The sequence below is a fragment of the Bacillus carboniphilus genome, from assembly GCF_039522365.1.
GTDB lineage: Bacteria > Bacillota > Bacilli > Bacillales > JC228 > Bacillus_BF > Bacillus_BF carboniphilus.
The window spans coordinates 95,524-121,431 of record NZ_BAAADJ010000011.1; the positions used below are offsets into that span (position 1 = coordinate 95,524).

Consider the following 25,908-nt stretch of genomic DNA (forward strand, 5'->3'; position numbering starts at 1 on the left):
AAACTAAGTGTTTAAAGGACATCCCACTCCCACATGAATATAATTATCATTCTCAACTGAATTGAGTAAATGAGAATCAAAATCAATCATCCCAGAAGGAGGATTAGGTATGCTTGCTGAAACAAAACCATATACACCACCAAAAAGTAATATGGAATATTCTTGGATAGAAAAAATAAAGCCGCATGCTGAACTTATAGCAGCTTTAATTAGCGGAGGACTCATCTTAATAGGCTGGATATTAAGCACAATTAGTATGGAAACTGCCTCAGCCATTACTTTTATTACTGCATACATTATTGGTGGGTATGCAAAAGCAAAAGAGGGAATTACAGAGACCATTCAAAATAAAGAACTAAATGTAGAAATGTTAATGATTTTTGCTGCTATCGGTTCAGCTCTAATTGGGTATTGGACTGAAGGGGCTATTCTTATTTTTATTTTTGCATTAAGCGGAGCACTTGAGACTTATACCATGAATAAAAGTCATAAAGAAATATCCTCATTGTTGGAGTTACAACCTGAGGAAGCCTTGAAAATCACTCATGACCGTGAGGAGTATGTACCTGTCTCAACATTGCGGGTAGGAGATATTGTGCTTATAAAGCCTGGTGAACGTGTACCTATAGATGGAAAAATTATCGAGGGTCAAACAAACCTTGATGAATCAGCCATTACAGGTGAAGCGCTTCCGGTTCATAAAACAATTCATGATGAAGCATTTGCTGGAACGGTTAACATACGTGGTTCAATTATGATTGAAATGACTAAACCTAATAGCGAAACCTTATTTCAAAAAATCATTAACTTAGTGCAAACAGCTCAAAGTGAGAAATCACCTTCACAACTATTCATTGAAAGATTCGAAGGAAAGTACGTAAAAACGGTGTTACTTATTGTAGGTCTCATGTTGTTTGTACCCCACTTTACTTTGGGATGGAGTTGGACTGAGACCTTTTATAGAGCCATGATTTTACTTGTTGTCGCATCACCCTGTGCCCTTGTGGCCTCAATTACACCAGCTACCTTATCGGCAATTTCTAATGGCGCACGAAAGGGAATACTATTTAAGGGTGGAGTCCACTTAGAGAATTTAGCCAACCTGAAGGCAATCGCTTTTGATAAAACCGGAACCCTTACTCAAGGTAAACCCGAAATTGTTGATGTTGTTGTTCGTGGGGATCTGAGTGAAGATGAGCTCCTTTTAAAAGCTGCATCCATCGAAAAACACTCTAGTCATCCACTTGCAGCAGCCATAGTGGGCTATGCACAAAATAAAGGGCTGAACTTAAGGAAACCTGAACAAATGGAGGATGTAGCTGGTTTTGGGGTTCAAGCTATGATTGATGGAATCCCTTGGAAAGTTGGAAAATCGGAATTTGTTGGACGCGTAGAAGCAGAACAGTTTCAGAATGGTATGGCTCTTCACTTCGCTAAAGAAGGGAAAACCGTTGTATTTGTTAAGGATGATCAAGGAATAGCAGGTTTGTTGACACTTAAGGACACGATTCGAAAAAGCACTCTACAGGCCATTCGAGCACTACAGAGTGAAGGAATCAAAACCTTTATGCTTACAGGTGACAGTAAAAAAACAGCTCAAGCCATTGCCGAAGAAAGTGGAATAGATTCTTTCACTGCTGAGTGCTTGCCAGAAACAAAAGTCGAGCGTGTTAAATATATAAAAGGGGAATATGGTACCGTAGCTATGGTTGGAGACGGCATCAATGACGCCCCTGCCCTTGCAACTTCATCTGTTGGTATTGCAATGGGAGAAGGAACAGATGTTGCACTCGAAACTGCTGATGTCGTGCTAATGAAGAATGACCTTTCAAAAATTGCTGAAGCAGTGAAGCTATCTAAAAAAATGAACCAAATCATTAAACAGAATATCGTTTTTTCCATCACCATTATTTTGATTTTAATTGCTTCAAACTTTATGCAATCACTGGCTCTTCCTATGGGTGTAATCGGGCATGAAGGAAGTACTATTTTGGTTATATTGAATAGTTTAAGACTATTAAAATCTTAAAAAATGAATGGATATATAACAGTATGGCCTTGCCCTCTATGTGTCTAGAGGGGCAAGGCCAATACACTTTAATAACCATCCGTAATCATCGGAGTACCAATCGTAACTTCAACTTGCTCATTCTCTATGTCATGTCTTAATCCAATTTGCAAATTGATTTTTTGACCATTTATTGAGATGGAATTTTGGTCCAACTTCTTTGAATAAGCAGACATCGAAATGAAATTCTCTTCTGCTACACCTTCTATAAATGTACCATTTAATCCAGATAAAATATCTTCTGCCTGTTGGTTTAGCTTATGATTTTGCAGCAAAGACCCTTTAAAAGTGAAGAATGCCTTCTGATTGTTTATTAAATATTGATACTTGCTTACAACATATTCTAAGGACTCATTATTCCATTGGCTATTTATTTCGTATGCATAATACATTCTATACATATTACCTAGTCGGTTACCTGTAACTTTAACCTTTAGCTCGATATCCATGGAATCTACTTTCTTATAGCCCTCTGCGATAAAGCTCTTATTACCTTCAAATTGGAGCTCCCATCTATATCCCTGTTCTGTCTTTTTTATATCTTCTAATTCTTCCAACGCTTCTTTCTCACTCGCAACATCCTGTACTGATTTCAATATATAGACTTTCCAAGAACTCAGAGCTATTCCCTGTTCTTGCATGTTTTCTACTAAACTTTTAATCTCATCTGTTTTTTCTTTACTAAAAGCAACGCTTGTCGTATATAAACCAGTTACCATTACACATACTAGAAGAATCTTAATAGTTTTCATATGTATCCCTCACCTCTGTAACCATTCTTACCAGGTGGTGAGTTCTTTATACACACTTTTCTACCAATCTCATATTTTTTACTCTTTCGCCAACATTGATTTTGCTAGCTCAATCGCTTTATCTTTTGGATAACTGTTATACAATCCTGATTTTAATCTTATTGGATCACCAAAGAAGAACCGCTCATACAACCGCTGTCTTCCCCCAAATGAACTTAAACAAATATCCCATGCCATTCGAAACAGCTTTGTTCTCTCTAAAGCAGCGCAGGAAACGCTTTGTAGGTATTGATCTAAATCCGGCCTTATGTCTGAATGAAAATCCTCTTCTGTTGGAATTGAAATAAGTCCACTAGCCCCTAACAATTCTAGAATCTCTATAAATCTCGGATACAGTTGAGGATAGGATGTAATAGCAGCAAATAGAGGACTCGGTTCCGGTACCATGACTCCTCTTTTATCTAACTTAGCCTCTAATTCAGATTTCAATAGAAGAGCATTCATAGATTCCAGACCCGCGATGATTTCACTTATTTTTTCTTGGACATGCTGATAAGCACCGATATCAATCGAATCAACAAGCATTTGAGCCACACCTAACAATAATTCTGTCTTAATTACTTGTCTAGCAACTGTTTGATGTAGCAAGAATGCATAGAAGTGAGTTTCTTCATACATATTGGTAACTATGGAATAGTCCTTATATAGAAAGACCCGCTCCCAAGGTACCAAAACGTTATCAAACACAACAATGGTATCCATCTCTTCAAACCTTGATCCAAGTGGATGGTCAAATGGTGAAGAACGATAAGCAAATGATTCCCTACAAATAAACTTTAAGTTTTCGGTATTACTCGGGATTGAAAATGCGTAAATAAACGGCTCTTCAATATATTTACCACCTACTGGTAATACTAGAAGCTCATCCGTAATTCCTCCTTGAGTTGCTAATAGGCGGGCCCCTTTTATCACAATTCCATCCTTATTTTCTTCAACTACTCTTGCAGAAATTGGTGCATCATCATCCTCAAAGTAACCTAGCGAACGGTTTACTTGAGGATTAACAAATGTATGTGAGATGGTAAGGTCATTCTCCCTAGCCTGCTCATATAGTTTCTGGATATTGACCCCGCGGTTTGCTGTGTCTTGGAATTCTTCCCAAGCCGCCCCAAGCGCCATCATTCCAGTATTCATATAGTCCGGTGATCTCCCCATCATCCCGCCAGATGTTTTAGCCCATTCTTGAGTGGTTAATCTTCTAATCTCCAACTCTTCCTTTGATTGTGGAATAAGAAAAGAGCTGCCTACTCGTTCTCCAGTTAGTGGAGACTGATACGTCATAAAGTCCTTCTCCAGTTGCAAATCAAATAGTTTAGCTTTACTTTTGATTAGTCCTTTAAAAGCGTAATGTTCACATATGTTTTCCTTTATCTTCTGTCCATCGATCCACACTTCTGCCTTTAAGTCACGTACTCTCTTTAGAAAAGTTAAACCATCAATAGCAGGCATCTCATCATCCCACCTCGTCTATTTTTATTGAAGAAATATATTTCCCGAGGAAATTTGTGTCTAGGCATGATTAAGTTTATGTGGTTAGAATTTATAACTTGCTTTTCCATATATAAAATTAAAAAAAGGTTGCTCATATAAGCAACCTCTTTTGCTTAGTAGAATCCGTAACCTGAACCGTATCCCACAAATGATGCACCAATGATAATCAACAAAATAAACAATACAATTAGCAAGGCAAAGCCTCCGTCAAAACCACATCCAACATCTTTACCCATTTATAGGCACCTCCTTTTTACACAATAGTCTATGTAACTAAGCATGCATGCGTCACTGGTGAATAAAAATGAATGAACTATATGTAGGTTTGTGGGAGAATAAGAAAAAATAACTTTTAAAAACCTCTAACTTTTTAACCATATACATTGTCTTTATTAGTGTAGAAAAATTTTAGAAAAGGGAGGAATCCTGAGAATGAGGGGTACGTAATGGCTGAGAGTGATTGGATCTTAAGGGCAAAGAAAGGAGACGAGGAAGCCTTTGCCTTTTTAGTAAACAAATACAACTATTTAATCAAATCTACAATTGCTTTTTATATGAATAAACGCATGGTAGAAGATGTATCACAAGAAATATGGGTCCAAATTTATAAAAAGCTTTGGCAATTAGAGGATCCACAAAAATTTGTTCCTTGGGTAAGAAAACTTACCTACTATCATTGTGTAAATATCCGAAAAAAAACGAATACCATAAACAAGTTCGAATTAACATTAAGTGCGGAAAGCTGGGTACATCTATCTGAATCTCTTTCAGGTGAAAATTTTACAGTCCATGATTGGATGATTAAAAAAGAAGCAAAAAGAGAATTCAAAAGATTACTAACCACCCTTCCAGGCAACTATGAAATGATGATTCGATTAAGGTATTTACACGAGCTTAGTTACGGTGAAATACATGAGTTAACAAACCTCCCATTAAGCACTATTAAATGGAGGATTTTTCAAGGAAAAAAACTATTAAAAGCTGTTTTACTTAAGAGCCTTAAAAGAAAGGGAGTCTATTAAATGTCAACTGTAATGAGTGCAGACCGAATTTACTTTATGTTACGCGAAATCAAATCAATTGCAATGGAAGCATCCTTAACTGGAGGGATGAAAAAAGGGAGCAAAACTTTAGCTACTATGTACAATCGTTGTCTTGAAACCCTTAGAGAAAATGACCCAGCGATTTCTACTCTTTTTGAGCCTTTAACCGAGGATGCTTCAGTCGACGAAATTGGAGTTTCAGCAGCACTTCTATCTAGATATATGAGACCTAATCAGGATCACTTAGAAGAGGATGATTATTAGTAATAAAATAAAGGGGCTTTTTTAAAGTCCTTTTTCCTTTTTCATTAAAACCATTGATTTTTCTAGCCGTTTCTTTATATTTCCTTCTTTACCGGGAACAATAACTGTTGGCTGATTATTATAATTGGGTAATCTAATGAAAAGGGAGATTAAAACCATGTCGAAACACGCTATAGCGTCATTGAAGCTTATATTTTTTAGTAGCAGTATTATTTCCCTAATTCTTTCCTTTACTTTAATTAAGGTTCATGCCGAAGAATCCATGTTACCTCAGGCACCTATTTTTATTGACGAAGAACCTGTCACCACATCTTATATGATGAGAAGTGGACATATACTTGTCCCTGCTCTCTTTTTCAAGCATACAGGTGCTCTAGTCGATTGGGATCATGAGTATCAATCGGTTGTCTTTCAAGCAAACGGCAAAAAGTTTGCACTACCCGTAGGAAAGAAGTTTACAGATGATTATGACAGTACAACTGGTACATGGAAGAGGGGCTCACTCTCAACAGAAACCGTTCAATTTGATGGTAAGCCTTTCGTCCCGCTAGTTGATGTTTCAAAGAAATTAGGGATGAATGTAAAATATGATCCCGTAATAAACCGGACCTTTATCACAACCAATATATCGCTTAATAAATCCAATTTTATTCAAAAAGCAGATACTTCTGAAAAACTTGTAGCTTTAACCTTTGATGATGGACCCGAAAACCATTATACGCCAATGATTCTAGATATTTTAAAAGAAAAAGGAGTTCCTGCTACTTTTTTTGTCATAGGAGATGAAATTAGCTCTTACCCTGAAATAATGAGGCGAATTGTAAATGAAGGACATTCAATCGGGAATCACACATGGAGCCACCCTGATCTAAGAAAGGGATGGTCTTCAAAAGTAAGAGAAGAAATTCAATCTACACAACAAGAGTTGCAAAGAGTTGTCGGAAGGAAATCGGACTTATTCCGCCCTCCCTATGGGGCCATCACAAAGGCAGATTTAATGGTATTGAATGAAATAGGAATGAGAAACATTCATTGGTCTGTCGATACTTTAGATTGGGGTGGACTGCCAGCAGATGATATCTTAGAAATCGTCCATCAAGATATTTCACCCGGAGGAATTATACTACAGCATAATTTCCAACACGGCCTGCTATTGGACGGTTCTGTGGAAGCACTACCAAGGATTATTGACGACTTGAGGCAACAAGGATATACATTTGTAACGATACAAACTTTATTATCTAGATAAAAAAATAAAACAAACTGCTGTCCAATTAGAACAGCAGTTTGTTTATTTTCTATCTTATTTACTTTGCTAGATTAGTTAACACTGAAAGGTCATTCAATGACATATTAGGATAGTAGGTCGTTAAAATACTGTCATATTCGTACCCTAATGTTGTACCAAGGTAATAAGCACCGTATTGACTCATTCCAACACCGTGGCCGTTTCCTCCGCCATAGAATGTAACTCCTTTTTCCTCATCCACTTCAAAACCAAAGAATGCTGATGGAAGGATTGTGTAGTTATTTAATGTTCCAGTATAATCTGTGCTTCCAGCGGTAGCGCGATGCAAGACAACATTTCCATCGCCCGTAAAGGCATTGCTTGGTCTAATTGTGAAACGAATATTGTACTCTTTTATAATCTTATAGGTGCCTGTTGTTCCTTCAATCACAAGCTCCATAATATTTCCGCCATCTCCACGTTTAGCCACGTACATGTCCACAAGCTCCCCAATTCCTTCCTCAGGAATTGGCTGGCTTACAAACTCTCCCGCTTCATTTTCGGTCAACACAAATTTAGGATCAGCTGCTTGTCTACTGATGATGTTTGCATTGATTGTATTCTCTAACTCTTCTTTTGATAAGCTAACCTTCCATCTAAACCAAGGAGAGTTTCCATCATAGCCTGTATGAGATAATGTTTTATAGAATTCAAGAATTTCTTCTTCACTTTGTGTATCAATTTCAAGCATCTGACTAGGGTCATTCGGATCAAATGTATGACTTTGTGCGATCAAGTACGGTAGGACTTCACTTGGGAAAGTACCATCGCTTTCTGCCCATACCTGATGCTTAGAAGCCCCATATCCTCCAGACGTAGAATAATATCTAGCATCTACTAAACTACCATCTTCCCCTAACATAATAACACCAGCCGTTTCGTTTACAGCCTGTGTTGTAATGGCATTTTCCGGAGTATTGTTATAAACCTGGCTCATAACGCTGTCTAAAACAAAGAACCCATCCTTAGCGAAACGGTCACTTAAGTAATCCCCTAATGCATAGGTTCTAGCTGCAACCGCTTGTGCTTTCAGTGCATTCAGTCCAAAATAAGCAGGCATTTCACTAGGAACCACTTGATATAAATATTGCTCGAAATCCACTTCGTTTATTAGGTTTAGCTTATCTCCCGCTTCAGAAGTAGTGATTTCAAAGAACCCACGATAAGATGGATCCCCACTTGCTCTTGTTATATTCTCGACTTTGATTTTACTTCCCTCTTCGGTAAAAGCATAAAGTCTATTTGGAGTCGTATATAATACATCTCCATTAGCACCTGTCACAGTAATTTCTCCAGAATCCGGAGCAAACGTAACTTTTTCCCCTGCAGCAATGGACAAGGTTTCACCAGCCAATTTATCAACGATTTCAAGTCCCGCTTGAGAACTTAATACGACTGTTTCGTGATCAACCGTTGCAAAACCTGATGTCATAATCCCAACTCTCATAGATTCTATTGGAGTTGGTCCATCAATAAAAACTTTCGTGATTTCATTCTTATGGTTCACCCGAACCGTTACATTTTCTGCACCCACTCTTACATCATCTAGGGTATTTTGGTACACTCTATTTTCGCCTTTTTGTGTTACATCATAATTCTTCGCAAGCTTTATTTCACCCTGAAGCTCTAATTCGAGGGTTCCATTTTCTTGATCCTTCGCCATAATCTTTTCCGTATACTCAACCCATGATCTGTTTTCTTCTGATGCAGAAGCTTGTCCTAACTGTGGAATAAGCCCAATGAAAAGAACGGTGATGGCCAGTACACGAATCCATTTACCAACTTGATTAGTCATCATACAATACTCCCTCACTTCATTATTTTGATAGCGCTTTCTAAATCTAGCAAACTATTTTACATTTCTCCTTTTTTAGTAGATTGTGGATTTATCGTAACATATTAAATTTTCAGAAAAAAGGGACGTTATACCTGTCTAGTTGTCTATACATTTAATGCTTTTTTAAAGAAAAATAAGCCTTTAGACATAGGTATTTTTCTGACTTTACTTCTAACAATCAGGTTCTTTTTAGAAACAAAAAACCTATTATGGCAAAACACCATAATAGGTTTTAAATTGATGCAAGCAACAGTGGTTAATCTGTTTCCCTTGCAACAAGGTGTAGCTTTAAAATAAAGTTTGATTAAAAATGGTCTGCAAACATTGATTTTATATATAGAAGAAACCTACTCATTTTTAACAAAGTTTGATCAAAATGAGTGGGTGTTCATTTAGAATGGTTTATTTTTTTAAAAAAAGTTTGATTAAAAATCATTCTATCTCGTTATTATCGAGGCTGATTTAGTGAAATAAAACTATCCTACTGTTACTGGAGAACGAACTAGGGATAAAAACTCTAATATCATCTCAGTGAATTCGAATTTCAATTCACCATTATCATCTTTATAGCTTTCCATTTCTCTAATTTGTTCAAATGTCATTTTTGGCCAAAAATATTCTAGTACTTTTCCTTTTGCTACACCTGTATGTTGATTAATTATTACTTTTGCATCATCATAATCGTTAATTGTAAAAGAAACATCAAAACAATCCGAATGTAAATAATTCTCTGGTTCTCTCTTTCTAGTCAAGTATGCTTTAATACCTTGCTTTCTTAGTTTACTTACTGTGTCATTATTCTTTTGAGCCTCAGGTGTAGGCAAATCTGAATCTAAAAGTACACACCATGGTACATTAAATTGTTCGGCTAATTTTAATGTTTTCCAAGACTTTAAATTCCCACATCCACCTGTAGGAACAAATGCAAATCCGCTTTCTTGAAGCGTTACAGGAATTACATCTCCTTCTTTAAGCTTTTCACATAAATGGCGAATAAATACTACATCACCTTGACCTTCTAATAATAATACTGCCTTTGTTGTTTTATTTATTGGCTCTGACAATAATCCTAATGTATCAGCAATTTCTTCATAAACACTATCAGTATTTGATTTAATGATTCTCTTACCGTCTTCTTTCGTAACAAATCTTAAACTCTCTAATGGTAATAAGCCAGCTAAAGCAGGTGTATGGGTTGTTAATATCACTTGAGAATTTGTATTATATGCTAATTGTAAGAATGACTTTATCAGCATTTCTTGATGTTTTGGATGCTGGGAAGTTTCTGGCTCTTCAAAGCCGTAAATAACATTTTGTGAGGAACTTTCTTGAAGCTTCCTTTCGACCTCGGCCCTGAAGAAATTTAAAAGGATTAGCCTCCTTACACCGCTTCCTCGTTTATTTATTGATATTCCATCATCAGATTGAATAGTTAATTTAAACAATGAATCAAATTTAGGTTCTGATTTAAATTCAGGAGTTAATGTTGAAGCTAGTTCATTATCCATTTCCTTCAATTTTTCCAAAGTACGACTTGCTGTTTCTATAGCTTTATTTCTTACATCTTCTTTTATTTTTTCAATTTCAGTATTTAGTTCTCTCAATGCCTCTTGTATTGCTAATCCCATTGGATCTGTAACCTCTTTGTCATTATCCTTACTCGGTCGATCAGATTGAAACAACGAATAGATTGGTAAGAATCTCTCTAAGGATTCATATATTTTTTTAGAGTCCTCTTTATCAACTAGCAATTCCGTTAATTGTAAATTTAACTCGCTAGCATTCTGCCAAATCGCTCTTCTCAAACTAGCATTACTATTTGCATTATATTGGCTACTTTCGACTCCTAACTCCCTAGCTAATTTTTTTAACTCAGTTCTTTTCAATGCTAATAAATTATTATAAGGTTCAATATTTGGGTGATTACAAATGATATAAATACTTGCTTTCGGCTTTGCCGCTGTTGCCTTATAAACCTTTTTTATTTCAAAATCATTATGTGAATTTAAAAGATATTCGTCTTCTAAAGTAGTTTCTGAAGATGTATCTAAAGTGATTTTTTGTGGAAGATTAGTAAATACACATGAAATTTCAATGATTTCATCCTCGGCATCAACACTTAAATCCTCCCTTTCGCATACAATCATCGAATTATTAAAAAATATTTCTAATGCTTCTAATATTGTAGATTTCCCCGCATCATTTTTCCCTATAAATGCCGTTAAATTTTCAAAATCTACAGTAATCGTATCTTTATACCCTCTAAAATTACGTAATTTTATAGTTTTTAATTTCACAAAAGGCACCACCATTTAACAATATTATACTTGCAATTTAATCCATACTATAGCTGAATTTCCCAAAGTTTTTTTGTGAATCGTGAATATTTATTTGTTCCCTAACCAAAATATTTAAAATGACCTCTTAATAAATATCTCTAATAATTCTTCTAGCCCTATGCTCAACATCTCTCTTCCCATGCCTCAAAGTTAAGAATTTAATACTATAAGAATCTAACTGTTCTTTATCCCAAGTCCCATGCCTGACAATTAAACCATTTAAAATTTGTTGAAAGTAATGACCTTTATTGGGCTGATTACTAAAAAAACATATCAAAGTTGATAATGCCCTATCTTCACGCTCAACTTCAATGACACTGATTTCCAGATTTGAAAACAACACAATTTCGGCAATCACATATTTCCTCTCCGTAATACCATTACTTAAATAAACAAATCGTTTGGTATCAGAAAACTCTTTTAAGCTCCCTTGTATTACATTAATCGACTGTACTTCAGAGTAATTCTCTAATACTTTCAGCACTTTTATAAACTCGCCCAATTCCCCTTGTACCTGTATATCATAAAGCGATTTGTTTTCTAGTCCTTTAGCAACCTTACTCCCACCAACATCTGACATAGCTCTTTTACCTTGATCATCAACAAAGTGTTTTTTCGTATTTTCATCTTCAAAGTCACGCTGTTTATTTGAACTTTTACGGATTTTCGTGACTTTTGGTAATTTCAAATACTCATGTAATTGATTATCCATTTCAATTAAATCGAAGTTATCTGTTGTGCCTTCAACCTCTTCATCTAAGGTTAACTCACTTTGCTGACCGCTATTGTTAACTTTGCTATGAAGGGTATACTTTTTCGCTTCTCCTGATTTTTCAGTTTGTACAATTTCAGGATGCGTGAAAGTAATTTCAGAATAGGGAATTTGCTTATTCTTAACATTTGTTATTCTAAGTATTGTACCACCCGATGAACTAGGCTTAACAATAGCTTTAATTGTAAGAGACTGAGCAAATAGCCAACTAAATTTTAAAATCCCGGTATTAACAAATGTGTAGGCAACACTTTCAAATACTCTTCTTAAATCTTGATTCGATAGTAACCACACTAATTGGTAGAGATAATTATCTTGGGTGTATTTGCGATGATACAATGATGAAAAATCGAGGTGAATTCTTTTCGCTTCGTGCTGCTCAATGAAATATTGTGGAAATGAATTTGTTTCAAAAAGTCTATAAAGTAAAAAGCGGTTGGTTGCTAAAATACTCCGCACGACTTCTATTAACGGAAGAGTATATTTTTTATTCTTATAAGAAACGGTGAAACTACGCGACATATCCTTGTCATTAGTCCCATAAATAATCCATTCTTTTTCAAAGTAACTCACATCACTCGGATAGATGGTTATTTCTACTTCATCTGTCCCTACCGGTGGGATACTTTTACTTATATCACCATTTAAATAGTAATGTTGGATTGCTAAAGCCGGCAAAGTTCCCCAGTCTGCCAATAGCTTTTCTATTTTACCCTTAAATCTGAAGTATGCATAAAACATAATTTTCTTATCTTGTGTAAAAGGAGAACTAATCCAAGTTAATTGTGCTTTCTCTCCATTTTTAAATGGCCAATTATCCAATTTAACTAGTTGATTGCTCATTGTTCTTCACATCCTGCTTTTGCTGCAAATATTCCTCTAAACAATTTTTAATTTCATAGAAATGATGTGACTTTACTCCTGCTAACCTCTGTACTTTCCATAACATCACCTGATCATCTTCATGTAACATCTTGTCAATCGTCTTACAACAGCGGCGAATTTGAAATTGTTGAACAGTCTCGGTAATTTCCGATAGTAACTTTTCAGTTTTCGGTAGCTTCTCTAAATGTCGTTCTAAATTAGCTGAAATTCCAAGTCGTTTACCGAGCAAAGGCTTTGTGATACGGACTGCCTTTTCTAAATTTAGCAGCTCTTTATATAGTTTTTTTATTTTGGCTACATACTTTTGATCACGCTTAGGCCAATTAACAACTTTTGTAGGTTCTTGTTTCCTTTGCTTAGATGGCAATACATTCATTAACCAGTCTTTATCATGGCGGTATAAGTAAATATATTGCTTTTTACATTTTGCTCGTATAGCAGTACGAGATAACTGTGGAAATTGCTTTATCATCTCTAAAATCTCATGCTTGTACTGATCTATTAGTTGTCGATTGCTTACTGGCATTATTTTAGTTATTTCGACATTTTCCGATAAATACCTTTTTACAGTTTTAGAATCCACACCAATTTCTTTAGCAATTGCTCTTATACTTAATCCTTCTTTAACTAATTGCTGCAACTTCTCTAGCCATACATGTCCAAATTTTTTTACTCTTCCTATACGCATACGGTCATATGATGATTGATCAGGACCTTTTCGGGAATAAATAAGCCCACAAGAGCATGAAAAAGTTCCAATTGGACTATTTGTTTTAAAATCCTTTGATACTTCAACATTTGAGATAACTAGCTTTTGATAATGCGATGCTGCCCGATTTAAACACGGGAAGGGACCTTCACCAAAAGGACCTTTATCTTCTTGTAAGTCTATTAAGTCATCGACATCTTGCTCTAAAACATATAACAATAACAGATGCCGAAAAGGATGTACATGACGCTTAAGGTTTCGAGTAATCACTTTTAGCCAACTATATTCATCCCTAACATCCAATACACTTTTGTATTGCGCTAGAAAATTAGTAGGTATTTTATTCTGAACTCTGGAATAAAGCTCTTTTTGCCGGATACGATTCGATGACGTAACTAATTCTAACTCTCTTAATAAGCCTCGATATTTCAGGTGAATATCTTGTCGTGACACTATATGTAACGGCTGCTGCAATATTTTATATGCTTGCTTAGCTAAATGAATTTTGATTTCTACAAAAGGCTCAACTTCGTAAATATCCGATAATTCCATATGTTCTATATTAAATCGTATATATTCAATTCTACTCGCTATATTCCGTTTTACTGGGTATTTTTTTAATGGAACTTCATGATGTGGGCAATAATCTATTCCTTGTAGCTGATGCTCACGGTGAATATATGGTTCACCATACTGTTCCCTATCTGTTTTTGCACATAACGCACAATAATACAGACCATACTTTCTACAAATACTACCAGCAACTATTCCTAATCTTGTATACAAACCTTGTCCATCCTCTTTAACATCTTGTAAAACTTCTAGCTGGCGCTCTTTAGAAAGGAACATAGCATAGTAAGGATAGATTGTATGATTTGCCAATAGACTCTCAATCGAGTATTGAGAGCCTAAATTTTTTGATAAAATAGAAAAATGACTACCAATCTCCACACTCGGTATTACAGAACGACTGTCAAACAACTCCTCCAACGTATCCTTACAATCAAGATTTCCACTATAAAAGTGATAACGTGCTATAGAAGAATATAACAACTCATCTGGATATAGATTCGGAAAAAACGGTAGCATTACTTAATGTCCTCCAACTAATTGACTTACTACTATACTGTCAAATCAACTAGAATTTTAGACATTATGTATGTTTTAATGGGTTCTATTAAGTGGTGGAAAATTCAACTTCAATCCAAACAGGTTTTCAGAAATAAAACACACTATTATTAGTTAATGGGGGCGATTGAATGAAATATCTCATGTTAGGAATAGAACATCAAACTGATAAAGGTTTTGGAATTAACGCTGAAGCTTTTAAAAAATCGGCTGACTTTTTAGTTGAATCTGAAGAGTTTATTACTGACTTTATTCCTCAAAAACATATGCCAATCTTTTTTTTATACAGGCATTCAATTGAGCTGTTCTTAAAATCTATGATTGTTATTTTTCATAGTGAGTTATCACTACCTTTCCCAACTAGAAAACCACAAATCTTAACTGAAGAAGGTAAATGGAGAGACTTAGATAGTTGTCACTGGATAGATACCCTGTTTTAGTATTGGTCAAAAATTTTAACCGAACAAAAGAAAAAATTAGAAGAGGAAGCCCCTAAAGGTAGTTGGATGTTGCATCCCGAATTGGAAGAGAATATAAAGGTAATTGCCAGTTACGATAAAGATAGTACCTTTTTTAGGTATCCATTCACAAAAAGAGACCCTTCTCTGGATCAAAAAAAATATTCAATGAAAAAAGTAAATAACTTTAAGGATATAATAAATTCAGAAAATCAAGGAAAAGGAAGCTTTACCATGATTCTTAAAGATGAGGATGAAAATATATCGTCAGTTTACTCACTTGATGAAAATGTAATGTCAAGTGAATTAGTTATATTTAAAGAGACTTCAGACATTTTGTCTAATTACCACATAATGACAAGAATGACATTATGCCAAGGGTTTTAAATTAGCTAATTTGCAACTTACCAACTGGATTGATGCTTCAACAATGATGGATCGCTTTTTCACTAACGGGCATCTTTAATACAATAATGAACAAAAATAAAAAGCCTAAAATACCAAAGTTTTTTATACACCACTTGCATATTTTTAGGCTTTTTTATATTGAGAAAAGTATCTGACGTTACCAGCATTTTTTCATTACCAAATACACATGATTTAATCTAGTGTATTTAAAAAAGCATTACTCTTACCTTCTCGTTTCCATTATCACTGGAATGATCATTGGCCGTCTTCTAGTTTCTTTGAATATGTAGGGTTCTACTTGATCTATTATCGATTTCTTCATGTCTCCCCATTGTGTTTTACCCGTATTTAAAGAAAGCTCAATATCGGACATTACTATGTTTTTAATCTTATTTAACAACTGCTCTGACTCTCTCATAAAAACAAAACCTCTTGTAATAATTTCAGGGCCAGAGACAATTTTTTTATTTTTAAAATCAATTGTCACAATGGTTAGTAATATACCAGATTCTGATAAAGTTCTCCGGTCTCTAATAACTATGGCTCCTACATCCCCAATTCCTTCTCCATCGACGTACACAGGATTTGCAGGTATAGTTTCAGCTATTTCAGCACTATAGTGGTTAATTTCGAGAATTTGTCCATTATCAATGATAAAAGTATTATTTGACTCAACACCACATTCCTCTGCGAGTTCAGCATGTTGTCTTAGCATCCTATACTCACCGTGGATAGGGATAAAATATTTAGGTTTCAATAAACGAAGCATGAGTTTCAATTCTTCTTGTGCACCATGTCCTGATGTGTGTATATCTTTAAGTTTATGATGGATTACTTTGGCTCCAGCTCGGCTAAGTTGATCTATAATTTTGTTTATACTTAGGGTATTTCCGGGGATAGGTGAAGAGGAAAAAATCACCGTATCCTCTTTTTTTATACTCAGTTCTGGATGTCTATTACTCGCAATCCTTGATAAGGCTGCAAAAGGTTCCCCTTGACTTCCTGTACAGATGATAAGAAGTTGATCATCTTCATAATTTTTAATTTCAGAAGGATCAATTAAAGTATCTTCAGGTACGTCTAAATACCCTAACTTTTGTCCGATTCTAACTGTTTTTAATAAACTTCTACCAAGAATCACAATTTTTCTCTTTTGAAGAATAGCAGCTTCAATTGCCTGTTTGAAACGAAATAAATTTGAGGCAAAGGTAGCAAATATAATTCTCCCAGTATATTGCTTGAAAAGTTCCCTAATCGTTTGACTAATCCGTTTTTCTGATAAGGAATAACCAGGGATTTCACTATTAGTGCTGTCCGATAGTAAACAAATGACACCTTCATCGCCTATCTTGGCAATCTTTGAAATGTTGGCTGGATGACCAATTGGAGTTAAATCGAATTTAAAATCTCCCGTATGTACAACATTTCCATAGGGGGTTTTTATTACTACCCCAAATGAATCCGGAACACTATGGGTAGTCCTAAAAAAATCAACACTCAATTTATTAAAGGTAACGACCTTATCTTCCTCAAGTTCATATAGAATTGCTTGATTTAATAGTCCATGTTCTTTTAATTTTTCTTTAATCAATTCTAAAGCGAACTTGCCTGCATAGATGGGAATATTGACTTCTTTAAGTAAAAAAGGAATGCTCCCAATGTGATCCTCATGACCATGTGTGATAAATAAGCCTTTTAACTTTTCCTTATTTTTTACTAGAAATGAAAAATCCGGAATTACATAATCAATGCCTAGTAAATCATCCTCTGGGAACTTTATCCCAGAATCAATGAGTAGAATTTCGTCCTCATAACGAACAACATAGGAATTTTTCCCGATTTCCCCTAAGCCACCAAGTGCAAATATGTTTATACTCTGATTTTTTATCGTATTCATATACCTACTCCATTCCCTTGCTATATGGTACATTTTAACATAGATAAGAAAGCGGATTAAAATCATGGGGTCAAAAAAGTAATTTTCAATAGGGAGGTTTAAGATGGTCATTCAAAAAAACATGTCCCCTAAAGCGATTGTCGGAATTTGGGAACAAACAGGAAAAGTATTTGAAAAGTTTAGAGTCCCTTTGAATGAAGAAAAGTTGGAGGACTTACTCAGTCCGGAACATCTGGCGAGTATTCTTTTCGAATTAAATCATTTAGTAGGTAGTTCTAAAGGAACTTGTATTGAAGGTGGCTGACAGCTTAATTCTTATAAAGAGTAGGTTACTCTAAAATTCAACAAATACAATATTGCATGGAATTCTTGCTATAATGGATGGATGAATGAGAGGAGGAGTCCTTTGAACAGTCTAGAAAAATATATGCAGAAAACAGTTCGTACACCATTCTACTACGGTTGGGTTATCGTAATGATGGGGGCTCTAGGAGTCTTCTTTTCTGGTCCAGGACAAACTTATTCTAATGCCGTCTTTATTGATTACTACCTTGTTGACTTTGGCTGGAGTCGTTCCGTTATTTCTTCTATATATTCAATTGCTACCCTCTTAGCAGGATTGTTAATGATCATAATAGGACGTTATATTGATAAGTATGGGCAAAGATTTGCAATGGTAGTTGTTGCAACAGCATTAGCACTTTCATGTTTTTGGAACAGTATGGTAACCAATAGAGTTATGTTGTTCATCGGCTTTTTTCTAATCCGGCTTTTTGGGCAAGGATCGATGACATTAGTTCCGAATACTCTTATTCCTCAGTGGTTCATAAAAAAAAGAGGAAGAGCTTTTAGTTTAATGGCAATCGGGGGATTTTTAAGTTCTGCAACTTTTCCAATTATCAATCTATGGATGATTGAAGAGTGGGGCTGGCAACATACTTGGAGGATATGGGGGGTTCTACTCCTAGTCATATTTGTTCCATTAGCATTCTTCCTGGTAAGAAACAAGCCGGAGGATATTGGATTACTTCCTGATAATCAGTCTTTGCCTAAAATATACCCTACTAGCAATATCAATGTTGAGCTTGAAGAAAATTGGACATTAGCTGAGGCAAAGAGGACCAAAACCTTTTGGTTTTTACTTTTCTGTGTGAGTATCCCTGCTATGGTGAACACGGGGTTAACGTTCCATCTACTATCCATTTTTACAGAGAATCAGCTGTCACCAGCACTTGCTGCAACAACTTTAAGTTTAATGGCAGTGGTAGGATTTCCAGTGACGCTTGTTGCAGGTTTTATTCTGGATAAAATACAAGCAAACTATATGTTGTGTATTACATTTATAGGTCAAATATTGTTCTTGTTACTATTACTTTTTACAGATTCTTTTGTATTGGCCATTACATTTGGGATCCTTTGGGGGTTTGTAGGGGGAATAGAGCGGATTGTCTTAAATGTGATATGGCCAAATTTCTTCGGAAGAAAATACATAGGTAGTATTAAAGGCTTATCTATGGCAGTCATGGTCATTGGATCAGCATTTGGTCCTTTACCCTTTGGAGTCTTTTATGATCTCTTTGGAGGGTATAATGAAATTATACTCATTATGATTTTATTTCCGACTTTAGGAGCCGTAGCCGCATTATTAGCTAAAAAGCCTACAACACCACAGAAAATAGTATAAGAAAATACTGTATACCTCTTGATTCAAATTTCTTAATTAAGAACGAATCAAGAGGTTTTTCTATTGGTATAGGCAGTTTTTTCTTCTTATGGAATCCCTTAAGGTGACACACACTACTAGCGACTATAAAGGGGGATTTTACATGGAGAATCAAACCTATTTACAATCTTGGTTTGGAAATATAAAAGACGATATATTATCTGGCATCGTGGTGGCACTTGCCTTAATTCCAGAAGCCATTGCTTTTTCAATAATAGCTGGTGTCGATCCTATGGTCGGTCTTTATGCTTCGTTTACAATATCGGTAACCATTGCATTTATTGGGGGTCGTCCCGGTATGATTTCGGCTGCCACTGGTGCGATGGCACTTTTATTTATAGAATTAGTTGCTGAACACGGACTTCAATATTTACTAGCCGCCACAATTTTAACGGGGGTATTACAAATACTATTCGGTGTATTTAAACTAGCAAGGTACATGCGCTTTATTCCTCGTTCTGTAATGGTAGGCTTTGTGAATGCTTTGGCCATCCTGATTTTCACATCTCAACTTCAGCATTTTGAAGGTGAGGGTTGGATTATCTTTTTTCTGGTGGGATTGACCTTAGCGATTATTTATCTTTTCCCTTATTTATTTAAGGCAATTCCCTCTACATTAATAGCCATTATTGCTGTCACGGCTTTAACCATATTTATGGGTTATGGGGTGAGAACAGTAGGGGATATGGGAACAATCTCACAGACTCTTCCAGTCTTTTTCCTCCCTGATATTCCACTAACATTTGAAACCTTACAGATTATATTGCCATATTCATTGGCACTTGCTGTAGTGGGACTATTAGAGTCCCTATTAACAGCTACTATAGTAGATGACATGACTGACACAGGCAGTGAAAAAAATACAGAAGCTAGAGGACAGGGAATTTCTAATATTGTGGCAGGTTTCTTTGGAGGAATGGCAGGATGTGCTATGATTGGACAATCCGTAATCAATATTAAATCTGGCGGAAGAGGAAGACTTTCTTCTTTGGTTGCTGGAGTGTTTCTAATGTTTCTAATCGTAGTCTTAGGGGATATCGTCGTTCAAATCCCAATGGCAGCATTGGCAGGGGTTATGATCATGGTGGCAATCAGCACGTTTGATTGGAACTCCATTCGGACACTTCATTTATTGCCGAGAACGGATGCGATGGTTATGATTGTAACGGTAGTGACGGTAGTGCTTACTCATAACTTAGCAATTGGAGTCTTTACTGGAATCCTTTTAAGCGCCATTTTCTTTGTTTCTAAGATTTCTAAGATTCGTGTAGAAAGTGAGCAGGAAGGAAATAAAAGAATTTATAAGATAAGAGGTGAATTATTCTTTGCATCAGTCACCGAATTATTAACAAAATTTGATTATAAGGAAGATATAAAATCAGTTGAAATTAACCTGAAGCGGTCTCATATATGGGATGACTCAGCGATTGTAGCAATAGATAAAATTGTTACTAAATTTGAAGAAAATGGAATAGTCGCTGAAGTAACAGGACTAAATGAGGCAAGTACAGAGTTGGTAGGAAAATTAGCAAATAAACTAGGGTCACATTAACTATAGGAGGTTAGGATATGTTTAAAAGAATCCTATTAGCAACAGACGGATCTGAACATTCTAAACGGGCTGGAGAAAATGCGGTTCATATTGCAAAATGCGGTTCAGATTCAAAGATTGAAGTGGTTTATGTAGTCGATGCTGATCGAGCAAAATCAGATGTTTTAAGTAACTGGAACTCTGCAGATATAGGCGACAAACGAAAACAACGAATGAAGGAAGTTGAAACAATAGCCAAGAATGCAGGTGTAACCTATGAACTAAAAATCTTGCATGGAGAACCAGGACCAACCATAGTTGATTACGTGAATAAAAATCAATTTGATCTGGTCGTAATAGGAAGTAGAGGTTTAAATGCCTTACAAGAATTAGTACTTGGAAGTGTAAGCCACAAAGTAGCGAAGCGAGCTAATTGTCCTGTACTGATAGTAAAATAATTTTTTCCATGTATTCAACGAATAATTTGTTAAGGAATAACATTACTACATATTGTAAATATTAAACCTTGTATCAAAAATTAAAGGAGGTTTTAATATGGTCCAGGTACGTGATGTTATGTCATCAAACGTTGAAAGTTGTTCAAACCAGGATAGCCTTGAAGCTGTTGCCCAAAAGATGAAGTCATTAAATGTAGGAGCCATTCCGGTTGTGGAAAATGGTCAAGTAGTTGGTATGGTGACAGACCGCGATTTAGTTATTCGAGGAATTACGGGACATGCAGGGAACATATCACAAGTGGCTTCGCAAAATATTGTTACTGTTGATGCGAACGCATCTTTGGAAGATGCTGCGGCGCTTATGTCCCAGTATCAAGTTCGTCGTCTGCCAGTTGTGGAAAATGGTCAACTAGTCGGCATTGTTTCACTTGGTGATTTAGCCGTAAGAGACCAATCTAATCAAAGCGCTGGTGGGGCATTAACCCAAATTTCAAAACATAATTTACAGTAGTAACCCCCTCTAAGGGGTTTTATTTTTTTATAAATCTTTATAAGGGAAAAAGAAAAAACCAAATCATATGATTTGGCTTTCCTAATTTTAGTGATTAGACATTTTAGCATTTGGTTTATCGTGAATAGCTAACCGTTTTAAAAGTGATGAACTCGCTTCATTTAATCCTACTATATTAGCTGTAACATTTTTTTGACGGTATTTTAGTACAACTTTATCAATGGCCCCTACAGCTGAATCATCCCAAAGGTGGGCATGAGTAAGATCGATTGAAACATAATCAGCTTGATCATCAAAGTCGAAATTGGATACAAATTCTTCAACAGATGCAAAGAACAACTGCCCTTTTACTACATAAGTCTTATGATTGCCTTGTTGATTCAATTTTGTCTCAACATGAATTTTTGATATTTTGGCTGCGAAGAAAATAGCACTTAATAAAACACCAGCGAAAACACCTTTGGATAAGTCATGGGTTACAACTACAGTTACCACAGTAACAATTAGAACAGCAGCATCTGATTTAGGCATTACATGTAGTTTAGTAAGGGATGACCAATCAAATGTACCAATAGACACCATAATCATAACTCCAACTAACGCAGCCATCGGTATTTGGACGACAATATTATTTAAGACTAGAATTAGCAATAAAAGAAATACTCCCGCAACCAGTGAGGAAAGTCTTCCTCTTCCACCTGACTTTACGTTAATGACAGATTGCCCAATCATTGCACATCCTGCCATACCACCAAAGAAACCAGTGATAATATTGGAAATCCCTTGCCCTCTTGCTTCTTTATTTTTATTACTAACTGTATCCGTCATATCATCAACAATTTGAGCAGTTAGCAATGATTCTAGCAATCCGACAATTGCTAGTGCAAAAGAATAAGGAAAGATAATCATTAAAGTTTCTAGATTTAGCGGTATTTCAGGGATTAAAAATACAGGAAGTGCTTGTGTTAGTTCTCCCATATCTCCAACTGTTTTTACTCCAGCTCCCGTTACAATTGCAAAAATAGTCATCACAATAATAGCAACAAGAGGAGAAGGAACCGCCTTAGTAAATCTAGGTAGGATATATATGATGGCTAGTGATCCAGCAACCATAGCATACATAACCCAACTTTCCCCAACGAAGTGTGAAAGTTGAGACATAAAAATAAGGATAGCTAAGGCATTTACGAATCCAATCATAACTGATTTGGGAATAAACTTCATAAACCGTCCTAATTTGCATACTCCCATTAAAACCTGGATAATTCCAGTAAGAATAGTTGCAGCCAACATATACTGAAGCCCATGATTATGGACTAAAGTGACCATTAGTAAGGCCATCGCTCCTGTTGCACCAGATATCATTCCAGGTCTACCACCAATAATAGCAATAACAACTGCGATACAGAAGGATGCGTACAGCCCTACCATTGGATCTACACCAGCAATGATCGAAAACGCTATTGCCTCAGGAATAAGTGCAAGGGCTACTACTATACCTGCAAGAACATCTCCTCTAATATTTCCTAGCCATTCAATTTTTAGTTTGTTAGTTAACATTAAGCACCTCTCTCTTTTTATTTGTGACTTTCAACTCTCATGAAAGTCGGGTCCGTTGATAACGAGAGAGATTATATCATGATTTATTATAGAAGGATAACGACAATGAAAGCGTGTAAATAATGCAATTACTCCTACTTTCTACATTTTTCGCCCGTTTCCTACTATATAAGAAAAAAATATATTTTTTAAAAAAAGTTTTCTTGACAAGTCGCTGATTTTGCATAAAAACGTACAAATATGTAGATTCAAGTGATAAAATTAAGGGACAAATTGGAAGTGGAGGGGTTCTATGTTTAAAAGAATTCTATTAGCTAGCGATGGGTCAGAACATGCGTTAAGAGCAGCTGAGAAAACCACATACCTTACCACGCAAACTTACGATGTCGAAGTTGTAATTTTATATGTAGTCGATAGTTCTAAATCTAAATCCGATGTTCTATCTATTGGGGAAGGGGAAGCCGTTAAAGAAGAAAGAAGAAGGCGTATCTCCTCAACAGAGGGAATTCTACAAAAAAAGGGGATAAACTACTCAACTCAAATTATGAAGGGAGAACCAGGTCCGAGTATTGTAGAGTTTGCCAAGAAAAATGGAATTGATTTAATTATCATAGGCAGTCGTGGACTTAATTCATTTCAGGAAATGGTACTGGGGAGTGTCAGTCATAAAGTAGCTAAACGGGCAGCGTGTCCAGTTATGATTGTAAAATAAAAATAGCTAGAAAAATTCTAGCTATTTAGAAGGAATGGAAGGCTATAACAGCATAATGCTATTATTCACCACTATATAGATTAACATACGTTTGAAAGGAATGTGGGTTCCGTAGTCAGCAAGCATACTCAGTAAATGAGAATCACTACAAAAATTTTCTTATGTTTGTTACAATTACTTGGACTGTATGGAGGGGGTGATAACATGTTACAAGACACAGGTGAGCGAGTCATTCCTGATGAGATGAAACCTTCAAATGGATTGCTTTTGGAACATTTAGCAAGGTATCACTTTTGTATCCCGTATTTGCATGGAAGAGTATTAGACATAGCGTCTGGTTCGGGCTATGGTACACAGATGATTGCCAAAGCGGCTAAGAAGAGGGTATCTGAAGTAATTGGTATTGACTTGGATGATGAGGCTGTAAACTATGCCAATAGTAGGTATTACCATCCTTTAGTCCGATATAATCAAGGGAATGCAACCGACCCAATACTTAAAGAGTTGTATGGTACCTTTGATGTTATAGTATCTTTTGAAACCATAGAGCATATTGAAGAGGAAGCCAGGTTTCTAGAAAATGTATATAAGCTACTTAAACCAAATGGAACCTTAATCCTTTCGACACCATTTGGAAAAGGTAGAGGTAAGCCTTGTGGTTCACCGTTTCATATTCATCAGCTTACTGTAGAAGAATTTAAAAACCTCTTTAATGAATATGATTACAAGCAAGTTGAATTTTATTTCCAAAGAGGGGTCTTAATTGAACCTGAGAAAAAAGGAATTCATTACCCTTTAGGTGTAGCTGTTTGTAAAAAGTAAGATCCTCTTTATCCTCGATTTATCTTCTTTACTACTTCAAAATATTTTTTTTGAATCTCAAACACATAGCTAAATAATGTTGGGAGGTTTTGAATGGCATTAAAAACGATTTGCCCTAACTGTAAGGGGGAAGGTAGTGTTACAGTCTTGAAAGTATTTAAAATAAAATGCAAAAAGTGTAGCGGAGAACGAACACTGCAACAGTTACGTTTTAACGCTAAGAAGAAAAAAAATTATGTACTAAGGGTTTTATACGAATATGGAGAATAAAATTATTTTATATAAGAAAGATCTATACAAGATTATTCGGATCAATGAGTCAGGATACGGAGAAGTTAAAAAGCTTTCACATCCCCAATTTACTGAGCTCATTCATGTTAAGGATATAAAAGACTGTCCAGTTATCTATTAAATAAGGAAGCGTGGGAGCTTGCTTAGAATGTTTTTCGTTATCCTAAGCATATGAACCACGCTTCCAAAACTGGAAATTCCTCTATCAAATCATTATAGCCTACTATCCATTCTCCCCAATCTCTATGCAATCTTTATCCAATTTGTCCAATAACAAATTCTTTTTGTTTGTTCCAAATAAGTACAATTGGTGCATGGGTCTTGTCATTGCCACATATAAGAGTTTGATATCAATTTCGTCCATTGTGTATGTTTCATTAAGAGAGATTAGTATTACAACGTCAAACTCTAAACCCTTTGATAAATAAGAAGGTACAATTACAAGATGCCCTTTCTTAATTTCCTCATTTTCCTTTAAATGTTGAATAGGACGATTTACTTTATAATTAAGAAGTTTATAAAGGTTATTGCATTCTTTCTCTGATTTTCCAATTACCGCAATCGTATTGTATCCCGTATTATCAATAATTTCTAGAGTTCCTTTTATACCACCTACTAATTCAGCTTCTGTTTCAAAAGAATGGAACAGTGGCTTGTTTCCGTGTCTAACTACTGGTTCGACTTCCGGTAATTCTGTACCAATTAGCCTTAAGATATCATTAGCTGCATTCATAATTTCTACTGTAGTCCGATAGCTTTTTTGTAGGGTTAAAAAATTGGCTCGAGGAAATATGACTGATTACGGCCATCGAAATGTACCATCTCTGACATAGTTTTTACCACCTAATGACAAAGAATTTACCAGACAACGCCTTGCGTTTACCACATATTACCTATATAT

At 35.6% G+C, this 25,908-nt stretch carries 25 protein-coding genes; 15 read left to right on the plus strand and 10 right to left on the minus strand.

The features are described 5' to 3' along the window. Positions 1–109 precede the first annotated feature (109 nt). Entirely contained in the window at positions 110–2,029 is a 1,920-nt protein-coding gene (locus tag ABDZ91_RS05845) for a heavy metal translocating P-type ATPase (RefSeq protein ID WP_343797144.1), read from the plus strand. A 68-nt stretch (positions 2,030–2,097) separates the two neighbouring features. Here ABDZ91_RS05845 and ABDZ91_RS05850 read toward each other — a convergent pair whose 3' ends face one another. The 3 genes from ABDZ91_RS05850 to ABDZ91_RS05860 form a co-directional block, all read right to left on the minus strand. Further along, positions 2,098–2,820, minus strand: coding sequence for a YwmB family TATA-box binding protein (locus tag ABDZ91_RS05850; RefSeq protein ID WP_343797147.1), 723 nt, complete (start codon positions 2,818–2,820; stop codon positions 2,098–2,100). 78 nt (positions 2,821–2,898) lie between these two features. Continuing rightward, positions 2,899–4,329: a 4-hydroxyphenylacetate 3-monooxygenase, oxygenase component gene (gene hpaB / locus ABDZ91_RS05855; RefSeq protein WP_343797149.1), complete on the minus strand. Its 1,431-nt coding sequence runs from the start codon at positions 4,327–4,329 to the stop codon at positions 2,899–2,901. 155 nt (positions 4,330–4,484) lie between these two features. Further along, on the minus strand, positions 4,485–4,607 hold the full coding sequence (locus ABDZ91_RS05860) for a YjcZ family sporulation protein (RefSeq protein ID WP_343797150.1): 123 nt from the start codon (positions 4,605–4,607) through the stop codon (positions 4,485–4,487). Between the two features lie 210 nt (positions 4,608–4,817). Between ABDZ91_RS05860 and ABDZ91_RS05865 the strand changes: the two genes are divergently transcribed. The 3 genes from ABDZ91_RS05865 to ABDZ91_RS05875 all read left to right on the plus strand — a co-directional run bounded on the left by ABDZ91_RS05865 (position 4,818) and on the right by ABDZ91_RS05875 (position 6,927). After that, positions 4,818–5,393 carry an RNA polymerase sigma factor gene (locus tag ABDZ91_RS05865; protein WP_343797152.1) on the plus strand — a complete coding sequence of 192 codons (576 nt, stop codon included), beginning with the start codon at positions 4,818–4,820 and terminating at the stop codon, positions 5,391–5,393. Beyond that, positions 5,394–5,678 (plus strand): hypothetical protein, encoded by a 285-nt coding sequence (locus ABDZ91_RS05870; RefSeq protein WP_343797153.1) that lies wholly within the window; start codon positions 5,394–5,396, stop codon positions 5,676–5,678. It abuts the gene before it with no gap. 157 nt (positions 5,679–5,835) lie between these two features. Then, the gene (locus tag ABDZ91_RS05875) at positions 5,836–6,927 is read left to right on the plus strand and encodes a polysaccharide deacetylase family protein (RefSeq protein ID WP_343797155.1); all 1,092 of its coding nucleotides are present in this window, start codon (positions 5,836–5,838) and stop codon (positions 6,925–6,927) included. Positions 6,928–6,985: 58 nt separating this feature from the next. On the opposite strand, the gene ABDZ91_RS05880 is transcribed toward ABDZ91_RS05875, so the two are convergent. The 4 genes from ABDZ91_RS05880 to ABDZ91_RS05895 form a co-directional block, all read right to left on the minus strand. Beyond that, on the minus strand, positions 6,986–8,764 hold the full coding sequence (locus ABDZ91_RS05880) for a SpoIID/LytB domain-containing protein (RefSeq protein WP_343797157.1): 1,779 nt from the start codon (positions 8,762–8,764) through the stop codon (positions 6,986–6,988). A 515-nt stretch (positions 8,765–9,279) separates the two neighbouring features. After that, positions 9,280–11,100 carry an AAA family ATPase gene (locus ABDZ91_RS05885; RefSeq protein WP_343797159.1) on the minus strand — a complete coding sequence of 607 codons (1,821 nt, stop codon included), beginning with the start codon at positions 11,098–11,100 and terminating at the stop codon, positions 9,280–9,282. Positions 11,101–11,227: 127 nt separating this feature from the next. Next, positions 11,228–12,757 carry a Tn7-like element transposition protein TnsE gene (locus ABDZ91_RS05890; RefSeq protein ID WP_343797161.1) on the minus strand — a complete coding sequence of 510 codons (1,530 nt, stop codon included), beginning with the start codon at positions 12,755–12,757 and terminating at the stop codon, positions 11,228–11,230. Next, entirely contained in the window at positions 12,738–14,597 is a 1,860-nt protein-coding gene (locus tag ABDZ91_RS05895) for a TnsD family Tn7-like transposition protein (protein ID WP_343797162.1), read from the minus strand. Before ABDZ91_RS05895 ends, ABDZ91_RS05890 begins: the two co-directional genes overlap by 20 nt. Positions 14,598–14,767: 170 nt before the next feature. Here ABDZ91_RS05895 and ABDZ91_RS05900 point away from each other — a divergent pair, with 170 nt between their 5' ends. Together ABDZ91_RS05900 and ABDZ91_RS05905 are read left to right on the plus strand one after the other, a co-directional pair. Then, positions 14,768–15,076, plus strand: coding sequence for a hypothetical protein (locus ABDZ91_RS05900; protein WP_343797164.1), 309 nt, complete (start codon positions 14,768–14,770; stop codon positions 15,074–15,076). A 66-nt stretch (positions 15,077–15,142) separates the two neighbouring features. Beyond that, on the plus strand, positions 15,143–15,481 hold the full coding sequence (locus tag ABDZ91_RS05905) for a hypothetical protein (RefSeq protein WP_343797166.1): 339 nt from the start codon (positions 15,143–15,145) through the stop codon (positions 15,479–15,481). Between the two features lie 244 nt (positions 15,482–15,725). On the opposite strand, the gene rnjA is transcribed toward ABDZ91_RS05905, so the two are convergent. Continuing rightward, positions 15,726–17,399: a ribonuclease J1 gene (gene rnjA / locus ABDZ91_RS05910; RefSeq protein ID WP_343797168.1), complete on the minus strand. Its 1,674-nt coding sequence runs from the start codon at positions 17,397–17,399 to the stop codon at positions 15,726–15,728. A gap of 103 nt (positions 17,400–17,502) precedes the next feature. On the opposite strand from rnjA, the gene ABDZ91_RS05915 reads away from it, so the two are divergent. The 5 genes from ABDZ91_RS05915 to ABDZ91_RS05935 all read left to right on the plus strand — a co-directional run bounded on the left by ABDZ91_RS05915 (position 17,503) and on the right by ABDZ91_RS05935 (position 21,622). Then, on the plus strand, positions 17,503–17,703 hold the full coding sequence (locus ABDZ91_RS05915) for a hypothetical protein (RefSeq protein WP_343797170.1): 201 nt from the start codon (positions 17,503–17,505) through the stop codon (positions 17,701–17,703). 102 nt (positions 17,704–17,805) lie between these two features. Further along, entirely contained in the window at positions 17,806–19,083 is a 1,278-nt protein-coding gene (locus ABDZ91_RS05920; RefSeq protein WP_343797172.1) for an MFS transporter, read from the plus strand. A gap of 142 nt (positions 19,084–19,225) precedes the next feature. Further along, positions 19,226–20,674 (plus strand): SulP family inorganic anion transporter, encoded by a 1,449-nt coding sequence (locus ABDZ91_RS05925; RefSeq protein ID WP_343797173.1) that lies wholly within the window; start codon positions 19,226–19,228, stop codon positions 20,672–20,674. A 17-nt stretch (positions 20,675–20,691) separates the two neighbouring features. After that, positions 20,692–21,111, plus strand: coding sequence for a universal stress protein (locus tag ABDZ91_RS05930; RefSeq protein ID WP_343797174.1), 420 nt, complete (start codon positions 20,692–20,694; stop codon positions 21,109–21,111). A 97-nt stretch (positions 21,112–21,208) separates the two neighbouring features. Continuing rightward, positions 21,209–21,622, plus strand: a complete 414-nt coding sequence (locus ABDZ91_RS05935; RefSeq protein WP_343797176.1) for a CBS domain-containing protein — start codon at positions 21,209–21,211, stop codon at positions 21,620–21,622. Positions 21,623–21,709: 87 nt separating this feature from the next. On the opposite strand, the gene ABDZ91_RS05940 is transcribed toward ABDZ91_RS05935, so the two are convergent. Beyond that, a complete protein-coding gene (locus ABDZ91_RS05940) occupies positions 21,710–23,182 on the minus strand; it encodes a SulP family inorganic anion transporter (protein WP_343797178.1) in 1,473 nt (490 codons plus the stop codon). Positions 23,183–23,474: 292 nt separating this feature from the next. Here ABDZ91_RS05940 and ABDZ91_RS05945 point away from each other — a divergent pair, with 292 nt between their 5' ends. From ABDZ91_RS05945 to ABDZ91_RS05960, 4 genes are all read left to right on the plus strand, one after another. Beyond that, positions 23,475–23,894: a universal stress protein gene (locus ABDZ91_RS05945; RefSeq protein ID WP_343797180.1), complete on the plus strand. Its 420-nt coding sequence runs from the start codon at positions 23,475–23,477 to the stop codon at positions 23,892–23,894. Positions 23,895–24,098: 204 nt separating this feature from the next. Further along, a complete protein-coding gene (locus ABDZ91_RS05950) occupies positions 24,099–24,716 on the plus strand; it encodes a class I SAM-dependent methyltransferase (protein ID WP_343797182.1) in 618 nt (205 codons plus the stop codon). 93 nt (positions 24,717–24,809) lie between these two features. After that, on the plus strand, positions 24,810–24,986 hold the full coding sequence (locus ABDZ91_RS05955; RefSeq protein WP_343797183.1) for a hypothetical protein: 177 nt from the start codon (positions 24,810–24,812) through the stop codon (positions 24,984–24,986). Continuing rightward, entirely contained in the window at positions 24,976–25,128 is a 153-nt protein-coding gene (locus tag ABDZ91_RS05960) for a hypothetical protein (RefSeq protein WP_343797185.1), read from the plus strand. The genes ABDZ91_RS05955 and ABDZ91_RS05960 overlap by 11 nt, the downstream gene beginning before the upstream one ends. A 102-nt stretch (positions 25,129–25,230) precedes the next feature. Here the strand turns inward: ABDZ91_RS05960 and ABDZ91_RS05965 are convergent, their stop codons facing one another. Beyond that, positions 25,231–25,740, minus strand: a complete 510-nt coding sequence (locus tag ABDZ91_RS05965; RefSeq protein WP_343797187.1) for an ATP-binding domain-containing protein — start codon at positions 25,738–25,740, stop codon at positions 25,231–25,233. Positions 25,741–25,908 lie beyond the last annotated feature (168 nt).